This is a genomic window from Sphingopyxis sp. Geo48 (genome assembly GCF_949769155.1).
Classification (GTDB): domain Bacteria; phylum Pseudomonadota; class Alphaproteobacteria; order Sphingomonadales; family Sphingomonadaceae; genus Sphingopyxis.
In genome coordinates this window covers 460164-482911 of sequence record NZ_CATKPA010000003.1, presented here as the reverse complement: position 1 = coordinate 482911, position 22748 = coordinate 460164, and the positions used below count along the sequence as shown (strand labels likewise).

Sequence of the window (22748 nt, the reverse complement as noted above, 5' to 3'; positions counted from 1 at the left end):
AAACTACCGGCCGCTCCTAGGATGCCGATCAATCGAGGAGTTTCGCCATGCTGAGCCCATTCCGCCGTCCGCGATATAGGGGAATATCCGCACCCGGCCTCGCGGCTCTCGCACTGATGCTTTCGGCGTGCGGCGGCAACGCGCCGCCGCCAGCCGAGCGAGCGGTGGAGACAAAGGGCGAAACGCTGGTCCTTCGGCCTTCGACGGTCACCGAGTGGAAGGACGTCGGCGCGCTGGTGACGAGCGTAGACATGGCCGATGCGCGCGCGCGCATCCCCGGCATCCTCGAAAGCCTGACCATCCGCGAGGGCGATCTTGTCCGCAAGGGACAAGTGATCGGCCGCGTCGTCGACAGCAGGCTCGGCTACGAAGGCGCTGCTTATGGCGCGCAGGCGGCCGCGGCGCAGGCGCAGGTCGCGCAGGCAGAGGCCGAACTGGCACGCGTCAAATATCTCCACGCCAACGGCGTCTATACCCAGGCGCGGCTCGATCAGGCCGAGGCCGCGGCGCGCGCCGCGCGGGCGCAGGTCAACGCGGCGAAGGCGCAGCAATCGGCGGTCGGCGCGGTTGCGGGACAGGGCGCGGTCGTCGCTCCCTCGGCAGGGCGCGTCCTGACGGCGCAGGTTCCTGCGGGCTCCGCAGTCGCGGCCGGCACATCGATCGCGACGATCACCTCGGGGCCGATGGTGTTGCGACTCGAACTTCCCGAAACATTGGCGGGCAAGGTGCGCGTCGGAAGTTCGGTCCTGGCGACGGGCCTGACAGAGGGTGCAAAGGACGTTACCCCGCGCGCGACCGTCAGCCGCGTCTATCCCTCGGTGACCGGTGGGCAGATGGCCGCGGACGTCCAAATGCCGGGGCTTGCGAGCAATATGGTCGGCCGCCGGATCACCGCGCGGGTCGCGACCGGCGAGCGGCAGGCGCTCGTCGTCCCGAGACGCTTCGTCGAAACCAGCTATGGCATCGATTATGTAACGATCCGCGTCGGCAAGGATTCGGCGTCGCGCGTGCCGGTCCAGATCGCGCCGTCGGACGACCCGGCACGCGTCGAAATCCTCTCGGGCGCCGCCACGGGCGATACGCTGATCGCACCGTCGACCGGTGCGCGCCCATGAGCCTCGGCATCTCCGGGCGGCTGACGCGCGCGACGATCCAGAGCCCGCTGACGCCGCTGATGCTACTCGCGGCGATCCTTGTCGGGCTGCTCGCGATTCTGACGATCCCGCGCGAGGAAGAGCCGCAGATCAGCGTGCCGATGGTTGACCTGATGGTCGGCGCACCCGGCCTGTCGGCGAGCGATGCGGTCGAACTGGTCGGCAAGCCGCTCGAGACGATCGTCAAAAGCGTCGACGGCGTCGAACATGTCTATACGCAGGCCGAGGATGACGGGGTGATGGTGACCGCGCGCTTCCTCGTCGGTTCGGACCCCGACGATGCCGCGACGCGCATCAACGAGCGCTTGTCGGCGAACATGCACCGAATCCCGGCGGGCATCGAGCCGCCGCAGGTGACGGCGCGCGGGATCAGCGACGTGCCGATCGTCGTCCTCACGCTGTCGCCGAAACTCGGCGCGCGCGGCGAATGGACCGAACAGGCGCTGCACGCGCTCGCGACCCGGCTGCGCACCGAGGTCGCGAAGGTCGACGATGTCGGGCTGACCTTCATCGCGGGCGGGCAGGAGGAACAGCTTCGCGTCACGCCCGACCCCGCGAAGCTCGCCGCGCATGGGGTCTCGCTCGGTGCGCTGATCGACGCGGCAGCGCAGGCCAACCGCAGTTTTCCCCTCGGCACGGTGCGCGAAGGCGGTGCGGCGACGGCGGTGGTTGCGGGACAGAAAGTGCGCCGCGCCGCCGAGCTGGCGACGATCACCGTGCGCGGGGCGAACGGCAGCCCCGTCTATCTGCGCGACGTCGCGACGGTGACGCAGGGACCGGCCGAGGAGCAGGCGCGCGCGTGGCGCTGGGCGAAGGGCGAAGACGGACATTGGGCGATGGCGCCCGCGGTCAGCCTCGCCGTCGCCAAGCGTTCGGGCGCCAACGCCGTGAAAGTCTCGCACGCTGTCGTCGCGCGGGTCGAAGCGCTGCGCGGCACACTGATTCCCGCCGGGGTCGATGTCGCGGTGACGCGCAACTATGGCGAGACCGCCAACGAAAAAGCGAACGAGCTGATCTTCCACCTCGGCCTGGCGACGGTGTCGATCGTCATCCTGATCGGCTTTGCGATCGGTTGGCGCGAGGCGGCGGTGACCGCGGTGGTGATCCCGACGACGATCCTGCTCACCATGTTCGCCTCGAACCTGATGGGCTTCACGATCAACCGCGTCAGCCTGTTCGCGCTCATCTTTTCGATCGGCATCCTCGTCGACGACGCGATCGTGATGATCGAGAATATCTCGCGCCACTGGGCGATGGCCGACGCCCGCAGCCGCATCGATGCCACGGTCGATGCCGTCGCCGAGGTCGGAAATCCGACAATCATCGCGACGCTGACCGTCGTTGCGGCGTTACTGCCAATGCTCTTCGTCTCCGGGCTGATGGGCCCCTATATGGCCCCGATCCCGATCAATGCTTCGGCGGCGATGTTCTTTTCCTTTTTTGTCGCGGTGATCATCGCGCCGTGGCTGATGGTGCGGTTTGCGCGGAACACGCTCGCGCACGGCCACGACCACCATGCGACCGGCGGCAAGCTCGGAGTGCTTTACGGCCGCGTCGCCCGGCATGTGATCCGCGACCGCAAGAGCGCGCGCCATTTCCTGATCGCGGTCGGCGTCGCGACGCTCGTTGCCTGCTCGATGTTCTATTTCAAGGCGGTGACGGTGAAGCTGCTGCCCTTCGACAACAAGTCGGAGGTGCAACTCGTCCTCGACATGCCCGAAGGCACGTCGCTCGAAACGACCGGGCGAACGCTCGACGCCGCTGCGGCGATTGCGCGGCAATTGCCCGAAGCGCGATCGATGGAAGCCTATGCCGGCACCTCGGCACCCTTCAATTTCAACGGGCTGGTGCGCCATTATTTCCTGCGCAACCGCCCCGAGATGGGCGATGTGATGGTAACGCTGGCGCCCAAGGACGAGCGCGACCGGTCGAGCCACGCGATCGCGCTCGACCTGCGCGAACGTCTTCACAAGGCCCTGCTGCTGCCCCCGGGCGCATCGATCAAGGTTGTCGAAACGCCACCCGGGCCGCCGGTGCTCGCGACGCTGCTCGCAGAAATTTACGGCCCCGACGAGGCGACCCGCCGCAGAACCGCCGAGCAGGTCGAGAAATTGTTCCGCACCATCCCCTATGTTGTCGATGTCGACAACAGCTTCGGGGTGCCGCGCCCGCGGCTGCGCCTTGTTCCCGACCGCGCGCGGATGGACGCCTATGGCATTTCGGAGCGCCAGCTGCTCGACAGCATCGGCGTGCTGCTCGACGGGCAGACCGTCGGCTACGCGCCGCGGGGGCAGGGGCGCGACCCGCTCCCGATCCGCGTCGCGCTCGATCAGGCGCAGCGGACGTGGAGCGCCAGCCTCGCCGCGACCCCGGTCGCTAGCATGGGGCCGGGCGGCCGGCTCGTGCAACTGGGCGAGATCGTCGAGGCGCGCAAGGAAGCCGGCTCGCCCGCGCTGTTCCGCCGCAACGGCCGCGCCGCCGACATGGTCACCGCCGAGCTGGCGGGCGATTATGAGGCGCCGATCTATGGCATCTTCGCGGTCGACGATGCGATCGAGGCGTTCGACTGGAAGGCGCACGGGATGGAAAAACCCGTCATCCGTTTCAACGGGCAGCCCGAGAATGAAGCGGTGCCCACTTTGCTGTGGGACGGCGAGTGGGAGATTACCTGGGTGACCTTCCGCGACATGGGTGCCGCCTTTATGGTCGCGCTGCTCGCGATCTATGTGCTCGTCGTCGGGCAGTTCCGCAACTTCAAGATTCCACTCGTCATCCTGACGCCGATCCCGCTGACGCTCGTTGGCATCGTGCTCGGGCATATGCTGTTCGGTGCGCCGTTCACCGCGACCTCCATGATCGGCTTTATCGCACTCGCCGGGATCATCGTGCGCAACTCGATACTGCTCGTCGATTTCATCAATCATGCGAAAAATCCCGACAAGCCGCTGCGCGATACCTTGCTCGAAGCCGGGATGATCCGCTTCAAGCCGATTGTGCTGACCGCGGCGGCGGCGATGATCGGCGCCGCGACGATCCTGACCGACCCGATCTTCCAGGGTCTCGCCATCTCGCTGCTGTTCGGGCTTGCCTCCTCGACACTGCTGACCGTGCTGGTTATTCCCGCGATCTACATCGTCCTGCGCGACGATGGCCGCGAAGGAAGCCGCTCTCCATGACAAAGCCGACCGACCTCTCGATCCTCAAGCGCGATGCGCATGACATGGCGGGTTATTTGAAGCTGCTCGCGAACCCCGAGCGTCTGCTGATGCTGTGCCAGATGGACGAGCGCGAGGTATCGGTCGGCGAACTGACCGAGATTTCAGGGCTTTCTCAGTCGGCGGTGTCGCAGCACCTGGCGCGCTTCCGGAAACAGGGAATCGTATCGCTGCGCGGCGAGGCACAAACGCGATACTACACATTGGCGGACCCGAAGATGCAGCGGATCATCGCAGCGCTATGCGAGGCATGCAGCGAAGCATAGCCGGCAAGGGTATCCGGCCCAGGCTCACCACGCATACGTAACAGTCCTGATAAGGGGCTCCCGACCCGCCTGCTAAATCCGGGCCATGAAAGCCGCGACTCGTACCCTTTTGACTCCGGCCGCCACCGCCGACACAGTTGGCGATCGCGTGCCGACGGGACATGGATTCAAGATTCGCGGCCTTCCCATCGACACTTCTCCGGAAAACACGGCCTTCCTGCTGCGCGGTGGCGGCGACTTCGCGCCCGAGCAAAGCTATGTGAAATGTTCGCGGTGATCGAGGTCGAGACGGCGCCTCCGCTTTCAATTGCGGCGTAGCGCCATTCGATATTAGCTGAACTAGTGGCCGTCTGCGGTCAGTCTGCTTCTGGAGCCGGTAGGGTCAATTGCTGACCTTCGCCCTATCGTTCGATTGGCTGATCCCCGCGGACGCGAAGGCAGCAAGCGCAGCGACACCAAAAGCGATCGAAGCCGCTGCTCCGACGGGAGTGACGGAAAGCAAAATCGACGCAATCAGCGCCCCTGTAACTTGGCCCGAAAGCCTGGCAGTCCCCTGAACCCCTCCAGCCGAGGCGGCCCGGTCAGCGGGCGCGGCAAGAAACATCGTGCGATTATTGGGGGTCTGGAATAGCCCGAACCCGATTCCGCAGAGGATAATGCCCGATATATACACCGGAACGCTGAAGGCGAGCGGGGCCGCAGCCAAGGCCGCCAACCCGCACGCCAACACCAATGCTCCGACGGCGCACAGCCGCGCCGGATGAATGCGATCAAGAAGCCGAGCGGTAAACGGCGTGGTCAAAAACACCGCGAGCGGCCACGGGGTCATCATAAGGGCAGTGGCACGGGCCGTTAGCCCGAGCCGGTCGTGCAACGCGAAGGGCAGGATCAGCAGCGCCAGGCCCAGGGCCGTAAAGCAGGCCACCGACGCGAGGACCGATCGCGTAAAGCTGGGTGACCGAAAGAGCGTCAGCGGAAGAAATGGCGACGCTCGCCGAATGTCGCGCCGGACAAAAACCCCGAGGCCGGTCACGCCCGCCATCAAAACCAAAGCACCGAGAAGAACCGATAAGCGGGCAAGCCCGGCCGCAACCACGAAAGCGGGAACGAGCCCCGCGTAAGCCAATATGCCGATGGCATCGAGCGGCTTGCGCTCTTGGCGATGGGACGGCAGCCCGCGCGCGGCCACCAGCGCCACACCCGCCAAAAGCACGCTACCAGCGAACACGAAACGCCAGCTTCCCAGATCAAGCAATAACGCGCCGATCGTTGGTCCCGCCGCAGACAGGAGTGCAACCGTCATCGCGTTCCAGCCGATCGCCTTGCCAAACTCTTCCTCAGCGACGGTCTGGCGAAGCAGCGCCACGCCCAACGCCATGATGGACGCAGCACCAATCCCCTGCAGGATTCGGAAGATGACGAGCAAGACGATGCTGGGAGCCATGGCGGACGCCACGGCGCTGAGGCCGAACAAGGCGGAGCCGGCGACAAAGGTTGAACGGTAGCCGAAGCGCTCGCCGATCGCGGCGAGCGGCAACAAGCCTGCGACGAGCGCTCCCTGATACGCGATCACCAGCCAGGCCGCGAGCGATGGCTCGACATCAAGCGCACGCGCGATCGAAGGGAGCGCGATGTTGATGCTGGACGCATCGAGCACCGCTGCCGCCATCGCCGCAAGCACGCTGGCGATGGCAGCCCGTCGGCGCATACCGGCCGGCGGGACGGAGATCGTCGGCACAATGACGGCCTCAGGCCGCAGGAACCCAGGTCCCGCCGACATCGGCGTAGCGGACCATGGTGGTATCGTGGCGGAGATCGCGGGCCGTAAAGCGGAACTGGATCGCTGGCCCGTTGACGCAGAGCGTGTCGTGGATATCGCCGGGAAGATAGACCTGCACATTCCCGGGCCGAACGATCGTCGATCCTCGCTTCACTAGACGCGCGCCTTTGCCCGGCTCATCGACGCGCGCGTAGGTTCCCATCTCCATTTCACCGTGCAGGACACCATAGATGACCCAGCTCTGCCCATGATCGTGCGGAACGCGATAGCGCCCGTCGGCCTCGGTGTGCGCGAGCAGGACGAAGCCATGCACCGGATCGCGAAAGAGCTCGCGGCTCTCGGGACGTTCGTGGCACAGGTCTGCGAGCCACGCCTCGGTCCGCGGCGTCTGAAGCAGCTCGGTCAGGCGCGCGCTGCAATCGGCAATCAGCCCGGAGGTTAGCGGCCCCCAGTTGTCGCGAACGCGTCCAGCGAAAAGATCGAGGGCCGTTTGGGTCATCTCAAATTCCTGTCTCGTTGATGTCGAGACCGAAAATAGACCGCCAAGGGCATGGCGGAAGACGCAGCATTTGCAATCAATCTTTGCGCTTGACGCTATGTCCGAGAGACAGCCTATGGTAAAGCCGGTCCTATGGGCGGTCCCGATCTCAATCTGCTGTTCACCTTGGACGCGCTGCTTCAGCAGGGCAGTGTTGCCGGCGCGGGACGCAAGCTCGGCCTCAGCCCCTCCGCGATGAGCCGTGCCCTCGCCCGCCTCAGGACGGTGACCGGCGACCCGCTTCTCGTGCGCGCCGGTCGCGGGCTGGTCGCAACGCCCCGCGCCGAAGCGATGCGCGACGAAGTCCACCGGCTCGTCGAGGATGCCCGCGCAGTTCTGCGACCCGCGGACACGGTGGATCTCTACCGCCTCGACCGGACCTTCGTGCTCAGGACGAGCGACGGGTTCGCCGAGTCGATCGGCCCACTCTTGATTCAGCAGGTTGCCGAGGAAGCGCCGCATGTTCGCATCCGCTTCATCCGCAAGCTGGACAAGGACAGCGCGGGTCTTCGCGAGGGAGACATCGACCTCGAGACGGGCGTCGTCGGACGCGCGATCGGCCCCGAAGTGCGCGCGCAGTCGCTGTTCGTCGATCGCTATGTCGGCGTCGTTCGCGCCGGGCATCCTCTGGCCAAGGGCAACATGACCGCCGAGCGCTATGCCGAAGGTCGCCATGTATTAGTGACACGGCAAGGGCTCGATCTGGGCGGGATCGACGGGAAGCTCGATACCCTCGGCCTCGCGCGGACGATCGTCACAACCGTCGACGGCTTTGCCGCCGCACTAGCGCTGGCCAAGGGATCGGACCTTATCGCCACGGTTCCCGAGCGGCACACCGCGGGTCTTCGAGGCGGGATGACAACGTTCACGCTGCCCGTAGAGACCGAGCCGTTCACGATATCGCTGCTCTGGCACCCGCGCATGGAAGGCGACGCCGCGCACCGCTGGCTGCGCCAGCTGGTCCGGCAAGCCTGTGAAACCGCCTTTCGCGGAACGCCGGGGATCTAGGAGAAGCGGAACATGGCGTCGGACGCACGAAGCAAATGCAAATGATGCAGCTTCCGCCGTTCCGGAGGAGGCGATATTGAGGCCGCACCGCCCGGAACCGGGGGTGCTCGTAACTGGATCGATCGCCAGGCGCAGGGAGGGACGCTCATCATTGTGAAAAGCAGATTGTTAGCGCCCTTGGTGATGGCGACCTTCGACCAGACGGCGTTCCCTGCCGGGCTCAATTTCGCGCTCATAACCTTCTTCCGCGGCAAGCTTGCCGCGCCCTAGCAGCGCGCTCACTCCCCGCTTTTCAATTCCGCACGAATGCGGTCGGCAACGACCGCAAAGGATCTTCCATGTCCAAAACAGCTGTACCGATTCCCGCCTTCCCTTGGTCTCTGACAAAGATTGCCCACAGAACCACGAGCCTCCTGGCCGCGCTGGCGGTCGCCGCATCTGCTGCCGCTGTATCGGCGGAGGAAAACACGCCTCTGCCGTTCGAACGCGCGCTTCGACGCACCGTCACGATCGAGGGTGCCGAAAGCCGGCGCTTCGAGCTCGCCGCGCGCATGGCACATTATCGCGTCCCGGGGCTGAGCGTCGCGGTTATCGAGGATTGCCGCATCGTCGATGCGCGGGGGTTCGGCTCGACGATGTGGGACGGGCCCCCGGTTACTCCCGAGACACGGTTCCAGGCAGGTTCAATCAGCAAATCCGTCACTGCGATTGGGGCGTTACGCCTGGTCGAGCGCGGCACGCTTTCGCTCGATGGAGACGTGCAGCTTCAGATGAAGGGCTGGTCTTACGACAAGGCGCGCGGCCCCGTCACGCTTCGGCAGTTGCTGAGTCATACGGCGGGCACAAATCTCGAGGGAATGAAAGGCTACCTCCCCGGCGAACCTCGACCGACGCTGGCACAGATCCTGCGCGGCGAAGCGCCGGCAAATACGCCCGCCATCGTCGTCGAGAGCAACCCCGGCAGCCGCTGGAATTATTCGGGCGGCGGCTACATCGTCACCCAGGCACTCATGGGCGAGGTGACGGGGAAAGAATTCGCGCCGCTGATGCACGAGTTCGTGCTGGAACCGCTCGCGATGGCGAGCAGCAGCTTCGAGCAGCCGCCTTCAGATGCCAATGGGACTCCATCGGCTCAAGGTACGAGTGATGACGGTTCGCCCCTGCCGGGCAAATGGCGTGTCTATCCTGAAATGGCGCCCGCCGGGCTTTGGTCGACACCGAGCGACCTCGGCCGCTTCGCGATCGGCCTCGCCCGTTCGGTGCGCGGCGAGTCCGGTGCGATCATTGGGAAGGATGCCGCGGCCCAGCTCATGACGCGCGGACCCGGCAATTGGGGTTTGGGCGTGGACCTCGGCCCCACCGACGGTGCGCGCCAGATCAGTCATACCGGGAAGAATGTCGGCTTTACCTCGATGTTCATCATCTATCCGGACAGCTGCCAAGGCGCGGTCGTCATGACCAACGGCTATGACGGCGGCTGGCTCATCAACGAGGTCGTGCGCGCGATCAGCGACGTCTATCGCTGGCCCGCCGCCAACAAACTTCCCGCCCGCGCAGCGCTGCCCCTTTCCGGCCCGATCATCGAGCGGTTCGTCGGCACCTACCGCCTCCGGGACTTTCCCGCTGAGCGCTTCAGCATCACACGTAATTCGGACGGTGAGTTGGTGTGGGCGCGCGAAGGCCATGTCGGACGCAGCTTGCTGCCCGAGACGGACGGCAAGCTCTTCTCACCTGACAGCGTCATGACCATCGAAGCGCTGTCACCGTCCGAACCGCGCGCCAGCGCGGTCAAGCTCAGCTTCGGGGGCGGCTCTAACATCGCCGAGCGAACAGATTGAACAACGTAATATATGCCGATTGGGCGCCCCCCAGTGCCTGGCTGAAAAAAGACGCAAGCCGGCGTCGGTTTGAGCTTGGGGGCATCTTTTGGCGCTGCCGTACAATTATCGGTCGGCCCGCGACGCTATCCGCGTCGTGCGACCCAGGAGAGCTCTTCCTTTCAGGAACACAGAGATCTTCATCTGACGCCCGCACGGTTTCGATCGCGCGGGCGTCTTTTTTGGCGCCATGCCATCAACCGTTTGGACGAACGTAATATCGGCGACCGCGCCCGACCTTCGACATGCCGTAGCGACGACCTGAACTATTGGCCGATTGCCGTCGGTCGGCTTTGAGGGCCGCTATCCAAGAAAGCGGACATGCTTTCAAAAGCATAATTTGGAGCTCAATAGGATCGCAATTTTGGAACAGTCGCCGCAAGGCGCGAACGGCGCTCGCTGTGACAACGGCGTAGCAACCCTCTGTCAATATCAGCAGAGGAGTTACAAACATGAAAACCTGGTTCATCACCGGCGCGTCGCGCGGCTTCGGCCTTCGGATCGCCAAACTCGCTCTCGAGCAGGGCGACAATGTTGTCGCGACCGCGCGCCGCGCCGACGCCGTGATCGAGGCGCTTGGCAACCGCGAACGGTTGCTTGCGCTTCCGCTCGACGTAACCGATGAGGCGCAGGCGAATGCGGCGGTCATCGCGGCTGTCGAAGCCTTTGGGTCGATCGACGTGTTGCTCAACAATGCCGGCTTCGGGCTCCTCGGCGCGGTCGAGGAAGCCAGCGCGGAGGATGTCGAGCGCGTCTATCGCACCAATGTTTTCGGCCTGCTCAACGTCACGCGAGCGGCTCTGCCAACAATGCGCGCGCAGCGGTCGGGGCGTATCCTCAACATTTCCTCGATTGGCGGCTATCGCGGCGCGGCGGGCTTCGGCGTCTACTCGTCGACCAAGTTCGCGGTCGAGGGTTTGTCCGAAGCGCTCCACGCCGAACTTGCGCCACTTGGCGTACATGTGACGGTGGTCGAGCCCGGCTATTTCCGGACCGATTTCCTCGATGCGACCTCGCTCACGGTCAGCGGCGGCGAGATCGAGGATTATGCCGAAACTGCCGGGCGCGTCCGGCAGGTCGCTGCTGACCTGAACCACGGTCAGCCGGGCGATCCCGACAAGCTGGCGCAGGTGCTCGTCGATTTCGCCGACGCCGCGAACCCGCCGGTTCGCCTGCCGCTCGGCAGCGACACGGTCGCGGCGATCGAGGCCAAACATGTGGCGGACGCAGAGATCGTCGCAAAGTGGCGCCCAATTTCGGTGTCGACCGATTTCGCGGCGGCCGAACGGACCTGATCGAATCATTCTTGCCGGGTCCAGCGCTGCGCCGCTCTCCTCCCTCGAGAGCGGCGCAATTGCGTTCTCTACAACCGCCGCCGGAACTCGCTGGGGCTCATGCCCACTATCTTGCGGAAGCTTGCCGCGAAGGAAGAGGGTGTCTGGTAGCCGACGCAGAGTCCGATTTCGGTCACCGGCATATCGGGGTCTGCGAGCATCTCCTTGGCGCGCGCAATGCGCATCATCGTCAGCGTTTCATGCGGATTGCGGCCCGTCGCCTTCTTGAAGGCGGTGCAAAAGTGAAAGCGGCTCAGATGAACAAGCGCAGCGAGCTCGTCGAGGCCGATCTCTTCCTCCATCCTGCTGCGCATATAGGTGGTGACGCGCTTGACCTGCCAGTCGGCCAGCCCGCCGCGCCGCGCGGCGGGATCGGCCAGCGCGCCAAAGGTCGAATGGCCGCGCACCAGCTGGGTGCAGAGCAGGTCGATGGCCTGTTCAACGAAAAGGCGCGAGCTTCTCTCGCCGGATGCCGCCTCGTTACTGAGCATCGTGACGAGATTGACGACCGTCGGATCCTCGAAAGCGACGCGGTGGAGCAGGTCGAAATCGCGTCCGTTTGTGAGCTCCTCAACCGTCGATTCCAGCCGGTTATGGGTGAGATAGACATGGCTGACGTCGGACTTGCCTGCGATGTCCCAGCGCCCGTCCTGCCCTCGCGGAATGATCACCATTGTACCGACGCGCGACCGGGCGCGGATATTGATTCCCCCTGAAGCGCGCAGTGCCATGTCGCCGTCGCCGCCGTGATGCGCGACGATGACATGCGTCGGGAGGGCGGCGAGCGTGTCGTGGACCGGCCCATGCTGCCAGCGGCCGGTCAGCAAGGTATCGCCGCGTAGTCCGTCCGACATGGTCACCGGCGGCCGGTCGAGGATGCGTGCCATCCCCGCGAGCGAACCCTCGGATTCCTTCATCACAGGTTCGGCAAGCGTTGCGTTCATTCTGCCCGAACCCCTCCGAAAGCAGCCCGACGAATCGATAAGCGGCCAAATCCTGCCACGAAGGCATCGTGATCGCAATTTCGGAACAATCGCCGCAAGCCGCGAACGGCGCAGCGCCAGCCGACGATCTATCTCCGACCCATCGGACGCACTCCCGCGCCGACAGGTGAAAGCCAAAGGAGATTAGACATGAGCAAGACCATCCTCATCACCGGTACCGCTGGCGGCTTCGGCAAAGGCGCCGCGATCGGCATGGCGCGCAACGGCCACAACATCATCGCGACCGTGCAGGTTTCGTCGCAGGTCACCCCGCTGCGCGAAGAAGTCGCGGCGCTGGGTCTCAGCGAAAAGATCCGCGTCGAACGCCTCGATCTGACCGATCCCTACGATATTCGTCAGGCCCAGAAGTGGGACATCGACATCCTGTGGAACAACGCCGGCATGGGTGAAGCCGGCCCCGTCTGGGAAATCCCGCTCGACCTGGTCCGCAAGAATTTCGAGGTCAATGTTTTCCTGCCGCTCGAGCTGACGCAGGGCATCGTCCAGCGCTGGGTCCGCGAAGGAACCGCCGAAGGCAAGAAGGTCGTGTTTACCTCGTCGATGGGCGGACTGTTCACCCCGGCGAACTGGGGCACCTATGTGTCGACCAAGCACGCGCTGGAATCGGTCGCCGAAGCGCTCCAGCAGGAACTCGCCGCCTACGGCGTCAAGGTCCAGACGATCAACCCCGGTGCCTATTACACCGGCTATAACGAAACGATGGCGGACAATCCGTTCCGCTGGCTCGACGACAGCGTGAATTTCACCAAGCGCGCCGATCTGCGCAAGGGCTTCGACGATTTCTTCGCCACGCCCGAAGGCAAGATGGACGCGCAGGAAATGATCGATCGCATGATCGAGGTCGTTCCCGCCGACGAAGGCAAGTTCCGCAACGTGATGCCGAAGGCGATCGAGGACATGCTGAAGCAGCACCAGCTTGACGCCTGGGAGAACCGGATCTGACCCCGACCTGTCGGCCGCGGCCTTCCACTGCCGCGGCCGAATCTTTCCTGAAAGGATTTTGACATGAGCGTTACCCAGGAACAGGCCGACACCGCAATCGCCGCCGCCCGCAAGGCGGCTGACGCGATCGGGGTGCCGATGAACATCGCCGTCTATGACGACGGCGCGAACCTCAAAGCCTTCCTTCGCATGGACGGCGCGTTTTTGGGTTCAGCCGACATCGCGCTGAACAAGGCGCGCACCGCTGCGCTTTTCGGCTTCAACACCGAAGCACTCTACGACTTCGTCAAGCCTGGCGTCACCTCGCCCGGCTTCGATCGCACCAACGGCGGGCTGATTGTCTTTGCCGGCGGCGTGCCGGTGAAGGACACGAACGGCAAGCTGATCGGCGCGATCGGCGTGTCGGGCGGCATGGTCGATCAGGATTTTGAAGTGGCAACCGCCGCCGTTGCGGCGCTCGATTGAGGAGAGAGACGATGACCAACTGGATCAGGAATGTCGGCCGCTTCGCTATCGCGCTTGCAGCCGTGGCGATGACGGCGAAAGCTGCAGCGCAGACGAACGACGTCGATGCCATCCGCGCAACGATAGCCCGTTCGATGGATGCCTGGGCGGCAGGGACCGGCGGTCCTTATGACCTGCTCGCCGAGGACGCGGTCTGGACGATTTCAGGCAACTCGCTCGCGAGCAAGACCTATCCCACGAAGGAAGCGTTTATGAGCGAGGTCATCCGGCCGTTCAACGCGCGGATGAAGGAACGGCTGATCCCCCGCGTTCATGCGCTCTATGTTGATGGTGACACGGTGGTCGCACATTTCGACGCTGCCGGAACCGCGCGCGACGGACAGCCCTACGTCAACAGCTATGCGTGGATTCTGACGCTGAAAGATGGGCGGATCGTGCGGGCCTTCGCATTCTTCGACGCCCACGCCTTCGACGATCTGTGGACGCGGGTCACGCCGGCTCCAAAATGAGTCTGCTCCCGAGCGACGGACAGCGATTCATGCTGTCCGTCGCAAAGGAGATTGGCCGCTAGCTGACTGGCAGCTTTTGGCGGCCAAATAGAGAGAGCGGACGTTCCGCGGCAATCCGGAGCGCTCGCTCTCTAGGATGTCGAGAATTGATCGTTAGATTTCGATGCCTTCCGCCAACGTCAGGGCATCTTCCACATCAACGCCGAGGTATCGCACCGTATTTTCGATTTTGGTGTGCCCCAGAAGAATTTGAACAGCGCGCAAATTGCCAGTCGCCTTGTAGATAATCGACGCCTTCGTTCTCCGAAGCGAGTGAGTCCCATAGTCTTCGCTTCGTAGGCCGACCGCCGTGACCCACTCATCAACGAGACATATTGCCGCGTGCTCATGTGCGCTGAGTGATCGATGCGGCTTGGGAACGCATAGTCCTCGATCGATCCACCGCGACGTTCGAGCCAGGCAAGGAGGCTTCCGCGAGCATCCGACATGATTTCGAACTGAACTGGTCGACCCGTCTTCTGCTGAATTACAATTGCCCGCGTTCGCAATTCTCCGCCCGTCACCAGATCGCCGATCTTGATCTTCACCAGATCACAGCCCCGCAGTTTGCTGTCGATCGCAAGATCGAACAGCGCCCAGTCTCGAAGTCGGTGCTCGCGATCGAGATGAAAGCGAATGGCCCAAATCTGACGTGGCTTCAGTGGGCGCTTTGATCCAACCTTCCTGCCGGCATTCCACGCCGGACGTGATATCGAATAGTCAAATTCTGACCTTCCCATGATCGTTCTCCTGAGGCCAACATGGCCAAACCGGCAACGCCCAGGTTGGACAAAGGCCTCTAGGGGATGGTTGGACAGGGCGGGCGAATACCGACCGTCCCGCCCAACACGACCAAATGGGATCAGAATCGGTAGGTCAGGCCCGCGAGGACACGATGGCGGTCATATTTGCCGTCGCCTTCGCTGAGGTCCGAATAGCGATATTCGAGGCGCGCGGAAACGTGGTTGACGAGCTGGCGCTCGACCCCGCCGCCAATCACCCAGCCGTCGCGGTTCTCGGCTTCGCTCGTCGTGCCCGCAAGATCGGTGATCCGCGTCGTGACGCGCGCATTGCTGTAGCCGCCGCGAACATAGACGAGCGTTTCGGGCTGGACGAGATAGCCCGCGCGCGCGGTCAGGTCGAACGAGTATTTCGGGTCGATCAGATAGGCGCCGCTGGCGCTCGTGCCGCGGAACTTGTCGTCGTTGGTGAGGTCGAAGCTGCCCTCGGCGCCGACGACGATACGGTCACCCAGGCGGCGATCATAGCCCGCGTAAATGCCGCCGGTTAGCGCCTGCTGCTTGTCGTCGATCGCGATCACGCCTTGCGGCATTTCGGGATTCCGCACATCGTCGCCGCTCCATCCGGCCTGGGCACCGACGTACGGCCCTTCGAATTCCTGTGCCGATGCCGTGCCGGCGGTGCCGGCAGCGATGATGGCGGACGCGACCACGGTCTTGAGGATCTGCATTCTATAAGCTCCTGATGCTTGATCATCCCGCTCCACAGCGGAGCTGGTGAGCGGCAGATGAGAGTTTCTCTTGAGTTCATCAACCGCGCGCTTGTTCAAGCATCATGTCTTCATGGTGCATGATTTTCGCACAGCCTGTACGCGCAAATCCCGACCCCCTGCCGCGCGCCGGAATGGCGAACTGCTGGGGGTCAGGTTCGTGGCGATCAATGCCGCCGGAGGAAATGGTGGATGGGGTGGCCGGCGCGAATGAGGGATGTCACGCGCCGAGCCGGTCAGGGGGGCCAGTTCCTTATCCGAGGCAAGAAGCCGCGGCGGCTCGCGACATGATCGAGGATTTGGCGAACGTCGCTTGGCGAGAGGCCTGCGTCCAGCGCGGCGGCAATGTCGCGTTCGCCGAGCTGGTTCCAATACCATGCCTTCACCGAAAAACGCCGCAGCGATTCAAGCCGCGCATTCGCCAACGGAAGCGCAACATCGCCGAATAGGACCCTTTCGATGCGCGCCAGAAGTCCCTTGGGTTTCAGACTCCGCGGGCCGTCCCACGCCGCCATTTCGACGATTTCCCAATCGGTACCGGTGAGCGACCCGCCGGCTGCGCATACCGAGCGACGGTTGCACGATCTGGCAGCGCAACCGGCCGCGCGGGGCGTGTGCTCTATAATCGTGGACATTGACTGCTTTCCGAAGGGCGATCCAATTTCGATGCGGACCGCGACGCGTTCCGGCATTCGCATCGCCGGATGGATCGATCAACCGTCGCCGGGTTCAGGGATCATGGCGCCACAGTTCATGATCGCGCGGTCTCGTCGCCGCAAAGTCGGGCAGCGCGCATCATGCGGTCCTATCGCGCCCCCATTCCATCGTTCAGCGGTACACAGGTTCCATTGATGAAGGTCGATTTCGAACTGGCGAGGAACAGGGCGGTTTCGGCGACTTCGCGGACGGCGTCGAGCCGATCGATCGGCGCGCCGCGACCGTCCTGCTTTCGCGCCTTCGATACCCCGGCGTTGCCGCGCGGGGCGTCGGCGCGGCTCGGGACGATGGCGTTGGCGCGAATGCCCTGCGCACCATATTCGGTCGCGATCGCTTTGGTAAGCGCGACCAGACCTTCGATCGTCGCCCTGCGGATGCCCGATCCCACTGCGACGCCGGTCGCAGGGACGCTTGCCACATTGACGATCACCCCGCCGCCCGATTCGAGCATCACGGGAATCTGAGCGCGCATCGCATAGAAGGTGCCTGAGATATTGTTCGCGGTCATCGCATCCCACGTCGCGAGCGAGATAGCCGCGAGCGGTGTCGACGGCGCACGGACGGCGACGCCATTGACGGCCATGTCGAGCCAACCGTAACGATGCTTGGCGAACGCGGCCAGGCCGACATGATATTGGGGGTCCGCCGCGTCGCCGGGAAAAAAACAGGCCCGGCCGTTCGCCGCTTCGATCGCCGCGACGGTCTCTTCGGCGCCGTTGCCATCGTGATCGGCGACAACGACGTTGGCGCCTTCCTGCGCGAACAGCATGGCGACAGCGCGCCCGATCCCCGAGCCCGCCGCGGTGATGATCGCGGTCTGGCCCTGCAGGACCGGCGGGCGGTCTTCATCGGCGCGAACGGCCTGAAACGGGAAATCCCGGTATGTCATGCGAGCAACCCTCAAAGAGAAATCGGAAGAGGGTGGCAAATGTCATAGCGGCTTACCGGCGATCAACGGGTCGCCGGTTCATGGTTTGTGTCCTGGCAGTGCGCGAAAGCGCGCTTCACGCTCGCGGGTGATCTGCGCAACGCGCGCGACGAAAACGTCGATGAAGGTGCGAACCTTTGCCGATAGAAATTTGCGGCTTGGATAGACTGCGTAAATCTTGGTCGCGATCTGGGCGATCCCCGGAAGCACGACTTCCAGACGGCCTGCGATGACATCCTCCTCGACGATAAGGTCGGGCAATATCGCCATGCCCATGCCATCGAGGGCGAGCAAACGGGCAAGCGTTTCGCTCCCGCATTCGAGCCCGGTCTGGAACTTGACGACCTCGCGGCCAGAGGGTCCCTCGAACGGAACCGTCGCGCCGATATGCATGCCCTTGCACAGAAGCAGCCGTGCGCCGTTGAGATCGGTCAGTTTGTCCGCACGCCCGATCCGGTCGAGATAGGCGGGCGAGGCCACAAGCGGAAAGGGCATGTCGACGATTGGACGGGCAATGAGGCCCGGATCGAGCAACCCCGGAACGGTAGCGCGGAGCAAGAGGTCGAACCCTTCCTCCACCAGATTCACAACTCTGCCGCTCAGGTCGATGTCGAAACGGACGTCGGGATAGAGCGAATCGAATTCGGCGAGCATCGCTGAAAAGCGGGCGTTGTCGAACCATCGCGGCACCGCCAGCCTTAACGTGCCCTTCGGAACAACGGTGGTGTTGCCGACCGCCGCCTCGACCTCGTCAAGCGATTCGAGCGTTTGCTTTGCCTGATTGAAATAGAGCGCGCCGGTCTCGGTCAGGCTGACGTGGCGGCTGGTGCGGTTCAGCAAGCGCGTCCCGAGGCGGTTTTCGAGCGCGCGGACATGCTTGCTCGCCATCGTCGGCGACATGTCGTGCCGATCGGCGGCGGCGGTGAAGCTCTTCAATTCGACGACGGTGCAGAACACCCGAAGACTTAGCAGCGTATCCATCGATCATGCACCTACAGGACATGCTGATTGAACTCAACCCTTGTTGATGAAGTATCAGGACATGTGCATTTGGCCCTCGTCGGCAGCCGCTGGATGTCCCCCCGGGCCGCGGCTGCCGACATCCGCTTCCTATTCAACAGCCCAGGACAGATCAGCATGGCCTCTCCCAAAGTCCAGCACAGCGCCGCGCGGTTTGGCCGCGCCGCATTGCTGCTCCCCCTCCTCTTCACGGGCGCTTGCGCGTCCATCCCCAATCTGGGCGACAAGCCCGAACCGCGCGCGGTCAGCGACTATGCGTCGGCGACGGTGCTGGCCGGCGAAAGCGCCGAATGGCCTGCCGACGGCTGGTGGCAAAACTATCGCGACCCGCCGCTTTCGGGCCTCATCGACGAAGCGCTGGCGGGATCGCCCGACCTCGCCGCCGCCGCGGCGCGCATGCGGACCGCACAGGGCTATGCCCAGGCCGCTGGCGCCGCGCTGAAGCCGACCATCGACGCCTTCGGGTCGGTCGATGCATCGAAGCTCAGCCAGAACGGCACGATGCCCGCGGCCGCGACCCCCGATGGGTGGAACGACAATGGCAGCATCGGGATCGGGATGACTCTCGACCTCGACCTGTGGGGCAAGAATCGCGCCGCGATGCGCGCCGCGCGCCTCGATGCGACCGCGGCCGAACTCGAACTCGACGAAGCGCGGCTCGCGCTGACGACAGGCATCGCCGCGACCTATGCCGATCTGGCGGCGCTCCATGCGCAACGCGACAGCCTTGAATCGGCGCTCGACATCCGCACCCAGACGCTGGAGCTCGTCAAGCAGCGCGTCGACGCGGGCCTCGACAACGACAGCGCGCTGCGGCTCGCGGAGGCGCGCATTCCCCAGACCCGGTCGGATCTGGCCGCCACCGACGAAGCGATCGCGCTGACGAAGAACGCGCTGGCTGCGCTGGTCGGCGCCGGCCCCGATCGTGCTCTGACCATCGGCCGTCCCCGGATCGCCGCGCTGCAGGCGCAGCGCCTTCCGGCCGCGGCGTCGGTCGACCTTCTCGGTCGCCGTCCCGACATCGCCGCCGCGCGGGCGCGGGTCGAAGCGGCCGACCAGCGGACCAAGGAGGCGCGCGCGGCCTTCTATCCCAACATCAGCCTGTCGGCGCTGACCGGACTTCAGTCGTTCGGCGTCGACAATCTGTTCCGCGACGGTTCGCACTTCGGAAGCTTCGGCCCTGCGATCAGCCTGCCTATCTTCCACGGCGGCGCGCTCTCGGGCCAGTATCGCGGCCGCCGCGGCCAGTATGACGAGGCGGTCGCGCTTTACGACCGGCAGGTCGTCCAGGCGCTGCGCGAAACCGCCGATGCGGTGACGAGTCAGAAGATGCTGGTTCAACGGCTCGCGTCGTCGCGCGAAGCGCTCGCCGGCTACGAGGACGCCCTGCGCCTTGCGCAGCTCCGCTACAAGCAGGGCCTCTCCACCTATCTCGATGTGCTCACCGCCGAAGAATCGGTTGTCGCAGCGCGCCTCAAGGTTGCCGAGCTTCAAACCCGTAGTTTCACCCTCGACGTTCAGCTGATCCGCGCGCTCGGCGGCGGTTTCGCAGCAGCATGACCCCAAAATCCAAGGAGACAGAAAATGGCCGATAGAGATCCGGGCACCTTGCGTGCCATCGAAGAAGTCCATGCCGACGAAATGGCCGATGCCAGGACGAAGACCAAACGCAAGCAGCTGTTCGGCGCGCTTGCCGCAGGCATCGCGCTGATCGGCGGCGGCTATACCGCCTATGACGTCCTGTCGGCGTCGAAGCACGCGGTCACCGACAACGCCTATGTCGGCGCCGATGTCGCGCAGGTCACCTCGCAGGTGTCGGCGCCCGTCGCCGCCGTGCTGGTTCAGGATGCGCAGCGCGTGCGCCGCGGCGACGTTCTGGTGCGCCTTGACGACACCGACGCGAGGATCGCGGTCGCGCGCGCCGAGGCCGATCTGCAACGCGCCATCCGCCGCGTCCAGGGCCTGATGGCGACCGACAATGGTCTTGGGGCGCAAATCAGCGCTCGCGACGCGGATATCATGCGCGCCGAAGCCGAAGTGACCGCCGCCAGGGCGAGCTTCGACAAGGCGAGGATCGACCTCGACCGCCGCAAGGCTCTGGTCACCTCTGGCGCCGTGTCAGGCGACGAGCTCACCACGGTCCGCAACGCCTATGACAATGCCGCGGCGAACCTTCGCGCGGCTCAGGCGGCGCGTGCCCAGGCCGCCGCTGCGCGCAACGTCGCCGTCGGCGATCGCGACGCCAATCGCGCAATGATTGCCAACACGACCGTCGACACCAACCCCGAAGTGCTCGCGGCGCGCGCCGCGCTCGACCAAGCACGCGTCGATCTCGAACGCACGGTCATCAAGGCGCCGGTCGACGGTGTCGTTTCGCGGCGGCAGGTCCAGGTCGGACAGCGCGTCCAGCCCGGCGCCACGCTGATGCTCGTCGTTCCGGTGCAGGCGGCCTATGTCGATGCGAATTTCAAGGAAGTCGAGCTGGCCAAGGTCCGCCCCGGACAGCCGGTCAAGCTGACCTCGGACCTCTATGGCGAGGATGTCGTCTATCACGGCAAGGTCGTCGGCTTCTCGGGCGGCACCGGCGCGGCCTTCGCGCTCGTCCCCGCGCAGAACGCCACCGGCAACTGGATCAAGGTCGTCCAGCGCTTGCCCGTCCGCATCAAGCTCGACCCGAAGGAACTCGATGCGCACCCGCTGCGCGTCGGCCTCTCGATGAACGTCGACGTCCAGCTCGCCAAATAAGGCCCGGCAAAGAGGGACACGCACATGTCCATATTCAAAGCCTTTGCGGAGGCGCGAGAGGCGCCTCCGCTCACCGGCATCAAACTCTACATCGCCGCCATCCTGTTCGGCCTCGGCAACTTTCTCGTCGTGCTCGACACGACGATCGCCAATGTGTCGGTCAATACCATCGCAGGGGCCCTCGGCGTCTCCGCGAGCCAGGGAACATGGGTGATCACCTCCTATGCGGTGGCGGAGGCGATCACCGTCCCGCTCACCGGCTTTCTGGCCAAGAAATACGGCGCACAGCGCACCTTCATCATCTGTTATCTCGCGTTCGCGGCGATTTCGCTGCTGTGCGGTCTGGCGGGTTCGCTCGGCATGCTGCTCGGCATGCGTGTCCTGCTCGGCCTGTTCGGCGGGCCGATCATGCCGCTTTCGCAAATGCTGCTGCTGCGCATCTTCCCCAAGGAGAAGGCGACGCTGGCCACGGTGATCTGGGCGATGACGACGCTGATCGGGCCGGTCGCCGGTCCGATCCTCGGCGGCATCATCTGCGACAATTATGGCTGGGAATGGATCTTCTTCATCAAGGTTCCGGTAGCCGCCGCAGCGGGTGTCGTTCTGTTCATGCTGATGCGCGGCCAAGCCGATCCCAGGTTCCAGGCGATGATCGACAAGGTCGGTCTAGCGCTCCTCGTCGTCTGGGTCGGCGCGCTTCAGATCATGCTCGACGAGGGCCGCAACCATGACTGGTTCGCCAGCCACGAGATCCGCGCCCTCGGCATCATCGCCGCCATCGGCTTTGCCGCCTTCCTGATCTGGGAGCTCACCGAGAAGAATCCGATCGTCAACCTCAAGGTCTTCCGGCACCGCGGCTTCGTCGGGGCCGCGACGACCTATTCGGTTGGCTTCGGCGCCTTCTTCGCCAGCATCGTGATCCTGCCGCTCTGGCTACAGTCCAATATGGGCTATACCGCCACCTGGGCGGGCTATGCCACGGGCATCATGGGCATCCTCGCCGTGCTCTGCGCTCCGCTGGTGGGCAAGGCCGTCGACAAGTTCGACCCGCGGTTGGTCGTCTGCATCGGCATCCTCGGCCTAGCCCTGATCATGGTCTGGCGCATGCTGACCTTCAGCAACGACGTCACCTTTCAGCAAATGGCCTGGCCGACGCTCCTCACCGGCACGTTCATGGTCATGTTCTTCGTCCCCGTCACGGGGCTTGCCATGGCGAGCGTCGAACCGCACGAACAGGCCGATGCGGCCGGCCTGTCGAACTTCATGCGGACGCTCGCCGGCGCTTTCGCCACCTCGCTGATCCAGAGCGGCTGGTCGAACGCGACGCGAGCCAACAACACCGAGATCGTCAATGCGATGCAGCACGGCGACGCGGCGGTCGGCTCGATGGTCGCCCAAGGCGTTCCCGCCGACACGGCAAGGACACTGCTGTCATATGTTATCGAAGGCCAGAGCGTCATGCTGGCGACGCTCAACATGTTCGGCGTGATCGCCCTTTGTCTGGGGGCGGCAGCGACGCTCATCTGGCTGGTGCCCAAGCCCAAGGGGCCGATTGACACGAGCGGCGCGCACTAGGCGGCCGATCCGAAGCGGCCCGACAATCCGCGGATACCGGCCCGGGGACAAGAGACCCGGTGCCGGGCGACAAGAACCGGCATCGTGCCCGATCGTCAAACCGACGTCGGCGCCCGATGCCG

The 22748-nt window shown here is 64.5% G+C and carries 20 protein-coding genes and 1 pseudogene; 13 read left to right on the top strand and 8 right to left on the bottom strand.

Annotation, left to right across the window (positions count from 1 at the left end; all coding sequences use genetic code 11):
* Positions 1–47: 47 nt before the first annotated feature.
* From QOL79_RS13905 to QOL79_RS13890, 4 genes are all read left to right on the top strand, one after another.
* Entirely contained in the window at positions 48–1115 is a 1068-nt protein-coding gene (locus QOL79_RS13905; protein ID WP_283419978.1) for an efflux RND transporter periplasmic adaptor subunit, read from the top strand.
* Entirely contained in the window at positions 1112–4330 is a 3219-nt protein-coding gene (locus tag QOL79_RS13900; protein ID WP_283419977.1) for an efflux RND transporter permease subunit, read from the top strand. The genes QOL79_RS13905 and QOL79_RS13900 overlap by 4 nt, the downstream gene beginning before the upstream one ends.
* Positions 4327–4635, top strand: coding sequence for an ArsR/SmtB family transcription factor (locus QOL79_RS13895; protein WP_283419976.1), 309 nt, complete (start codon positions 4327–4329; stop codon positions 4633–4635). The genes QOL79_RS13900 and QOL79_RS13895 overlap by 4 nt, the downstream gene beginning before the upstream one ends.
* A gap of 85 nt (positions 4636–4720) precedes the next feature.
* On the top strand, positions 4721–4912 hold the full coding sequence (locus tag QOL79_RS13890) for a hypothetical protein (RefSeq protein WP_283419975.1): 192 nt from the start codon (positions 4721–4723) through the stop codon (positions 4910–4912).
* Positions 4913–5017: 105 nt separating this feature from the next.
* On the opposite strand, the gene QOL79_RS13885 is transcribed toward QOL79_RS13890, so the two are convergent.
* Complete coding sequence (locus QOL79_RS13885) at positions 5018–6373, bottom strand: MFS transporter (protein ID WP_283419974.1); 1356 nt, start codon at positions 6371–6373, stop codon at positions 5018–5020.
* Positions 6374–6383: 10 nt separating this feature from the next.
* Positions 6384–6914 (bottom strand): cupin domain-containing protein, encoded by a 531-nt coding sequence (locus QOL79_RS13880; RefSeq protein WP_204992314.1) that lies wholly within the window; start codon positions 6912–6914, stop codon positions 6384–6386.
* Positions 6915–7046: 132 nt separating this feature from the next.
* Here QOL79_RS13880 and QOL79_RS13875 point away from each other — a divergent pair, with 132 nt between their 5' ends.
* The 3 genes from QOL79_RS13875 (at position 7047) to QOL79_RS13865 (ending at position 11133) form a co-directional block, all read left to right on the top strand.
* The gene (locus QOL79_RS13875) at positions 7047–7961 is read left to right on the top strand and encodes a LysR family transcriptional regulator (protein WP_283419973.1); all 915 of its coding nucleotides are present in this window, start codon (positions 7047–7049) and stop codon (positions 7959–7961) included.
* Between the two features lie 551 nt (positions 7962–8512).
* The gene (locus QOL79_RS13870) at positions 8513–9799 is read left to right on the top strand and encodes a serine hydrolase domain-containing protein (protein ID WP_283419972.1); all 1287 of its coding nucleotides are present in this window, start codon (positions 8513–8515) and stop codon (positions 9797–9799) included.
* Positions 9800–10290: 491 nt separating this feature from the next.
* Positions 10291–11133, top strand: a complete 843-nt coding sequence (locus QOL79_RS13865; protein ID WP_282950388.1) for an oxidoreductase — start codon at positions 10291–10293, stop codon at positions 11131–11133.
* Positions 11134–11201: 68 nt separating this feature from the next.
* On the opposite strand, the gene QOL79_RS13860 is transcribed toward QOL79_RS13865, so the two are convergent.
* Positions 11202–12116, bottom strand: coding sequence for a helix-turn-helix transcriptional regulator (locus QOL79_RS13860; protein ID WP_282950389.1), 915 nt, complete (start codon positions 12114–12116; stop codon positions 11202–11204).
* Between the two features lie 189 nt (positions 12117–12305).
* Between QOL79_RS13860 and QOL79_RS13855 the strand changes: the two genes are divergently transcribed.
* The 3 genes from QOL79_RS13855 (at position 12306) to QOL79_RS13845 (ending at position 14092) form a co-directional block, all read left to right on the top strand.
* Positions 12306–13118, top strand: coding sequence for an SDR family oxidoreductase (locus QOL79_RS13855; protein WP_282950390.1), 813 nt, complete (start codon positions 12306–12308; stop codon positions 13116–13118).
* A 63-nt stretch (positions 13119–13181) separates the two neighbouring features.
* Positions 13182–13583, top strand: a complete 402-nt coding sequence (locus tag QOL79_RS13850; protein ID WP_283419971.1) for a GlcG/HbpS family heme-binding protein — start codon at positions 13182–13184, stop codon at positions 13581–13583.
* A gap of 11 nt (positions 13584–13594) precedes the next feature.
* Positions 13595–14092, top strand: coding sequence for a nuclear transport factor 2 family protein (locus QOL79_RS13845; protein WP_282950392.1), 498 nt, complete (start codon positions 13595–13597; stop codon positions 14090–14092).
* A 153-nt stretch (positions 14093–14245) separates the two neighbouring features.
* Here QOL79_RS13845 and QOL79_RS13840 read toward each other — a convergent pair.
* The 5 genes and pseudogenes from QOL79_RS13840 to QOL79_RS13820 form a co-directional block, all read right to left on the bottom strand.
* Positions 14246–14871, bottom strand: a pseudogene (locus tag QOL79_RS13840) (tyrosine-type recombinase/integrase).
* Between the two features lie 122 nt (positions 14872–14993).
* A complete protein-coding gene (locus QOL79_RS13835; RefSeq protein ID WP_283419970.1) occupies positions 14994–15602 on the bottom strand; it encodes an outer membrane protein in 609 nt (202 codons plus the stop codon).
* A 275-nt stretch (positions 15603–15877) separates the two neighbouring features.
* Positions 15878–16276: a hypothetical protein gene (locus tag QOL79_RS13830; protein WP_283419969.1), complete on the bottom strand. Its 399-nt coding sequence runs from the start codon at positions 16274–16276 to the stop codon at positions 15878–15880.
* Positions 16277–16446: 170 nt separating this feature from the next.
* Positions 16447–17247, bottom strand: coding sequence for an SDR family NAD(P)-dependent oxidoreductase (locus QOL79_RS13825; RefSeq protein ID WP_283419968.1), 801 nt, complete (start codon positions 17245–17247; stop codon positions 16447–16449).
* 78 nt (positions 17248–17325) lie between these two features.
* Complete coding sequence (locus QOL79_RS13820; protein WP_282950397.1) at positions 17326–18267, bottom strand: LysR family transcriptional regulator; 942 nt, start codon at positions 18265–18267, stop codon at positions 17326–17328.
* Between the two features lie 156 nt (positions 18268–18423).
* On the opposite strand from QOL79_RS13820, the gene QOL79_RS13815 reads away from it, so the two are divergent.
* From QOL79_RS13815 to QOL79_RS13805, 3 genes are read left to right on the top strand one after another with little or no spacing between them, the layout of a single operon-like run.
* Positions 18424–19866 (top strand): efflux transporter outer membrane subunit, encoded by a 1443-nt coding sequence (locus QOL79_RS13815; protein ID WP_283419967.1) that lies wholly within the window; start codon positions 18424–18426, stop codon positions 19864–19866.
* Between the two features lie 24 nt (positions 19867–19890).
* The gene (locus QOL79_RS13810) at positions 19891–21051 is read left to right on the top strand and encodes an HlyD family secretion protein (RefSeq protein ID WP_283419966.1); all 1161 of its coding nucleotides are present in this window, start codon (positions 19891–19893) and stop codon (positions 21049–21051) included.
* Positions 21052–21075: 24 nt separating this feature from the next.
* Complete coding sequence (locus QOL79_RS13805; RefSeq protein WP_283419965.1) at positions 21076–22626, top strand: DHA2 family efflux MFS transporter permease subunit; 1551 nt, start codon at positions 21076–21078, stop codon at positions 22624–22626.
* The last annotated feature ends 122 nt before the right edge of the window (positions 22627–22748 follow it).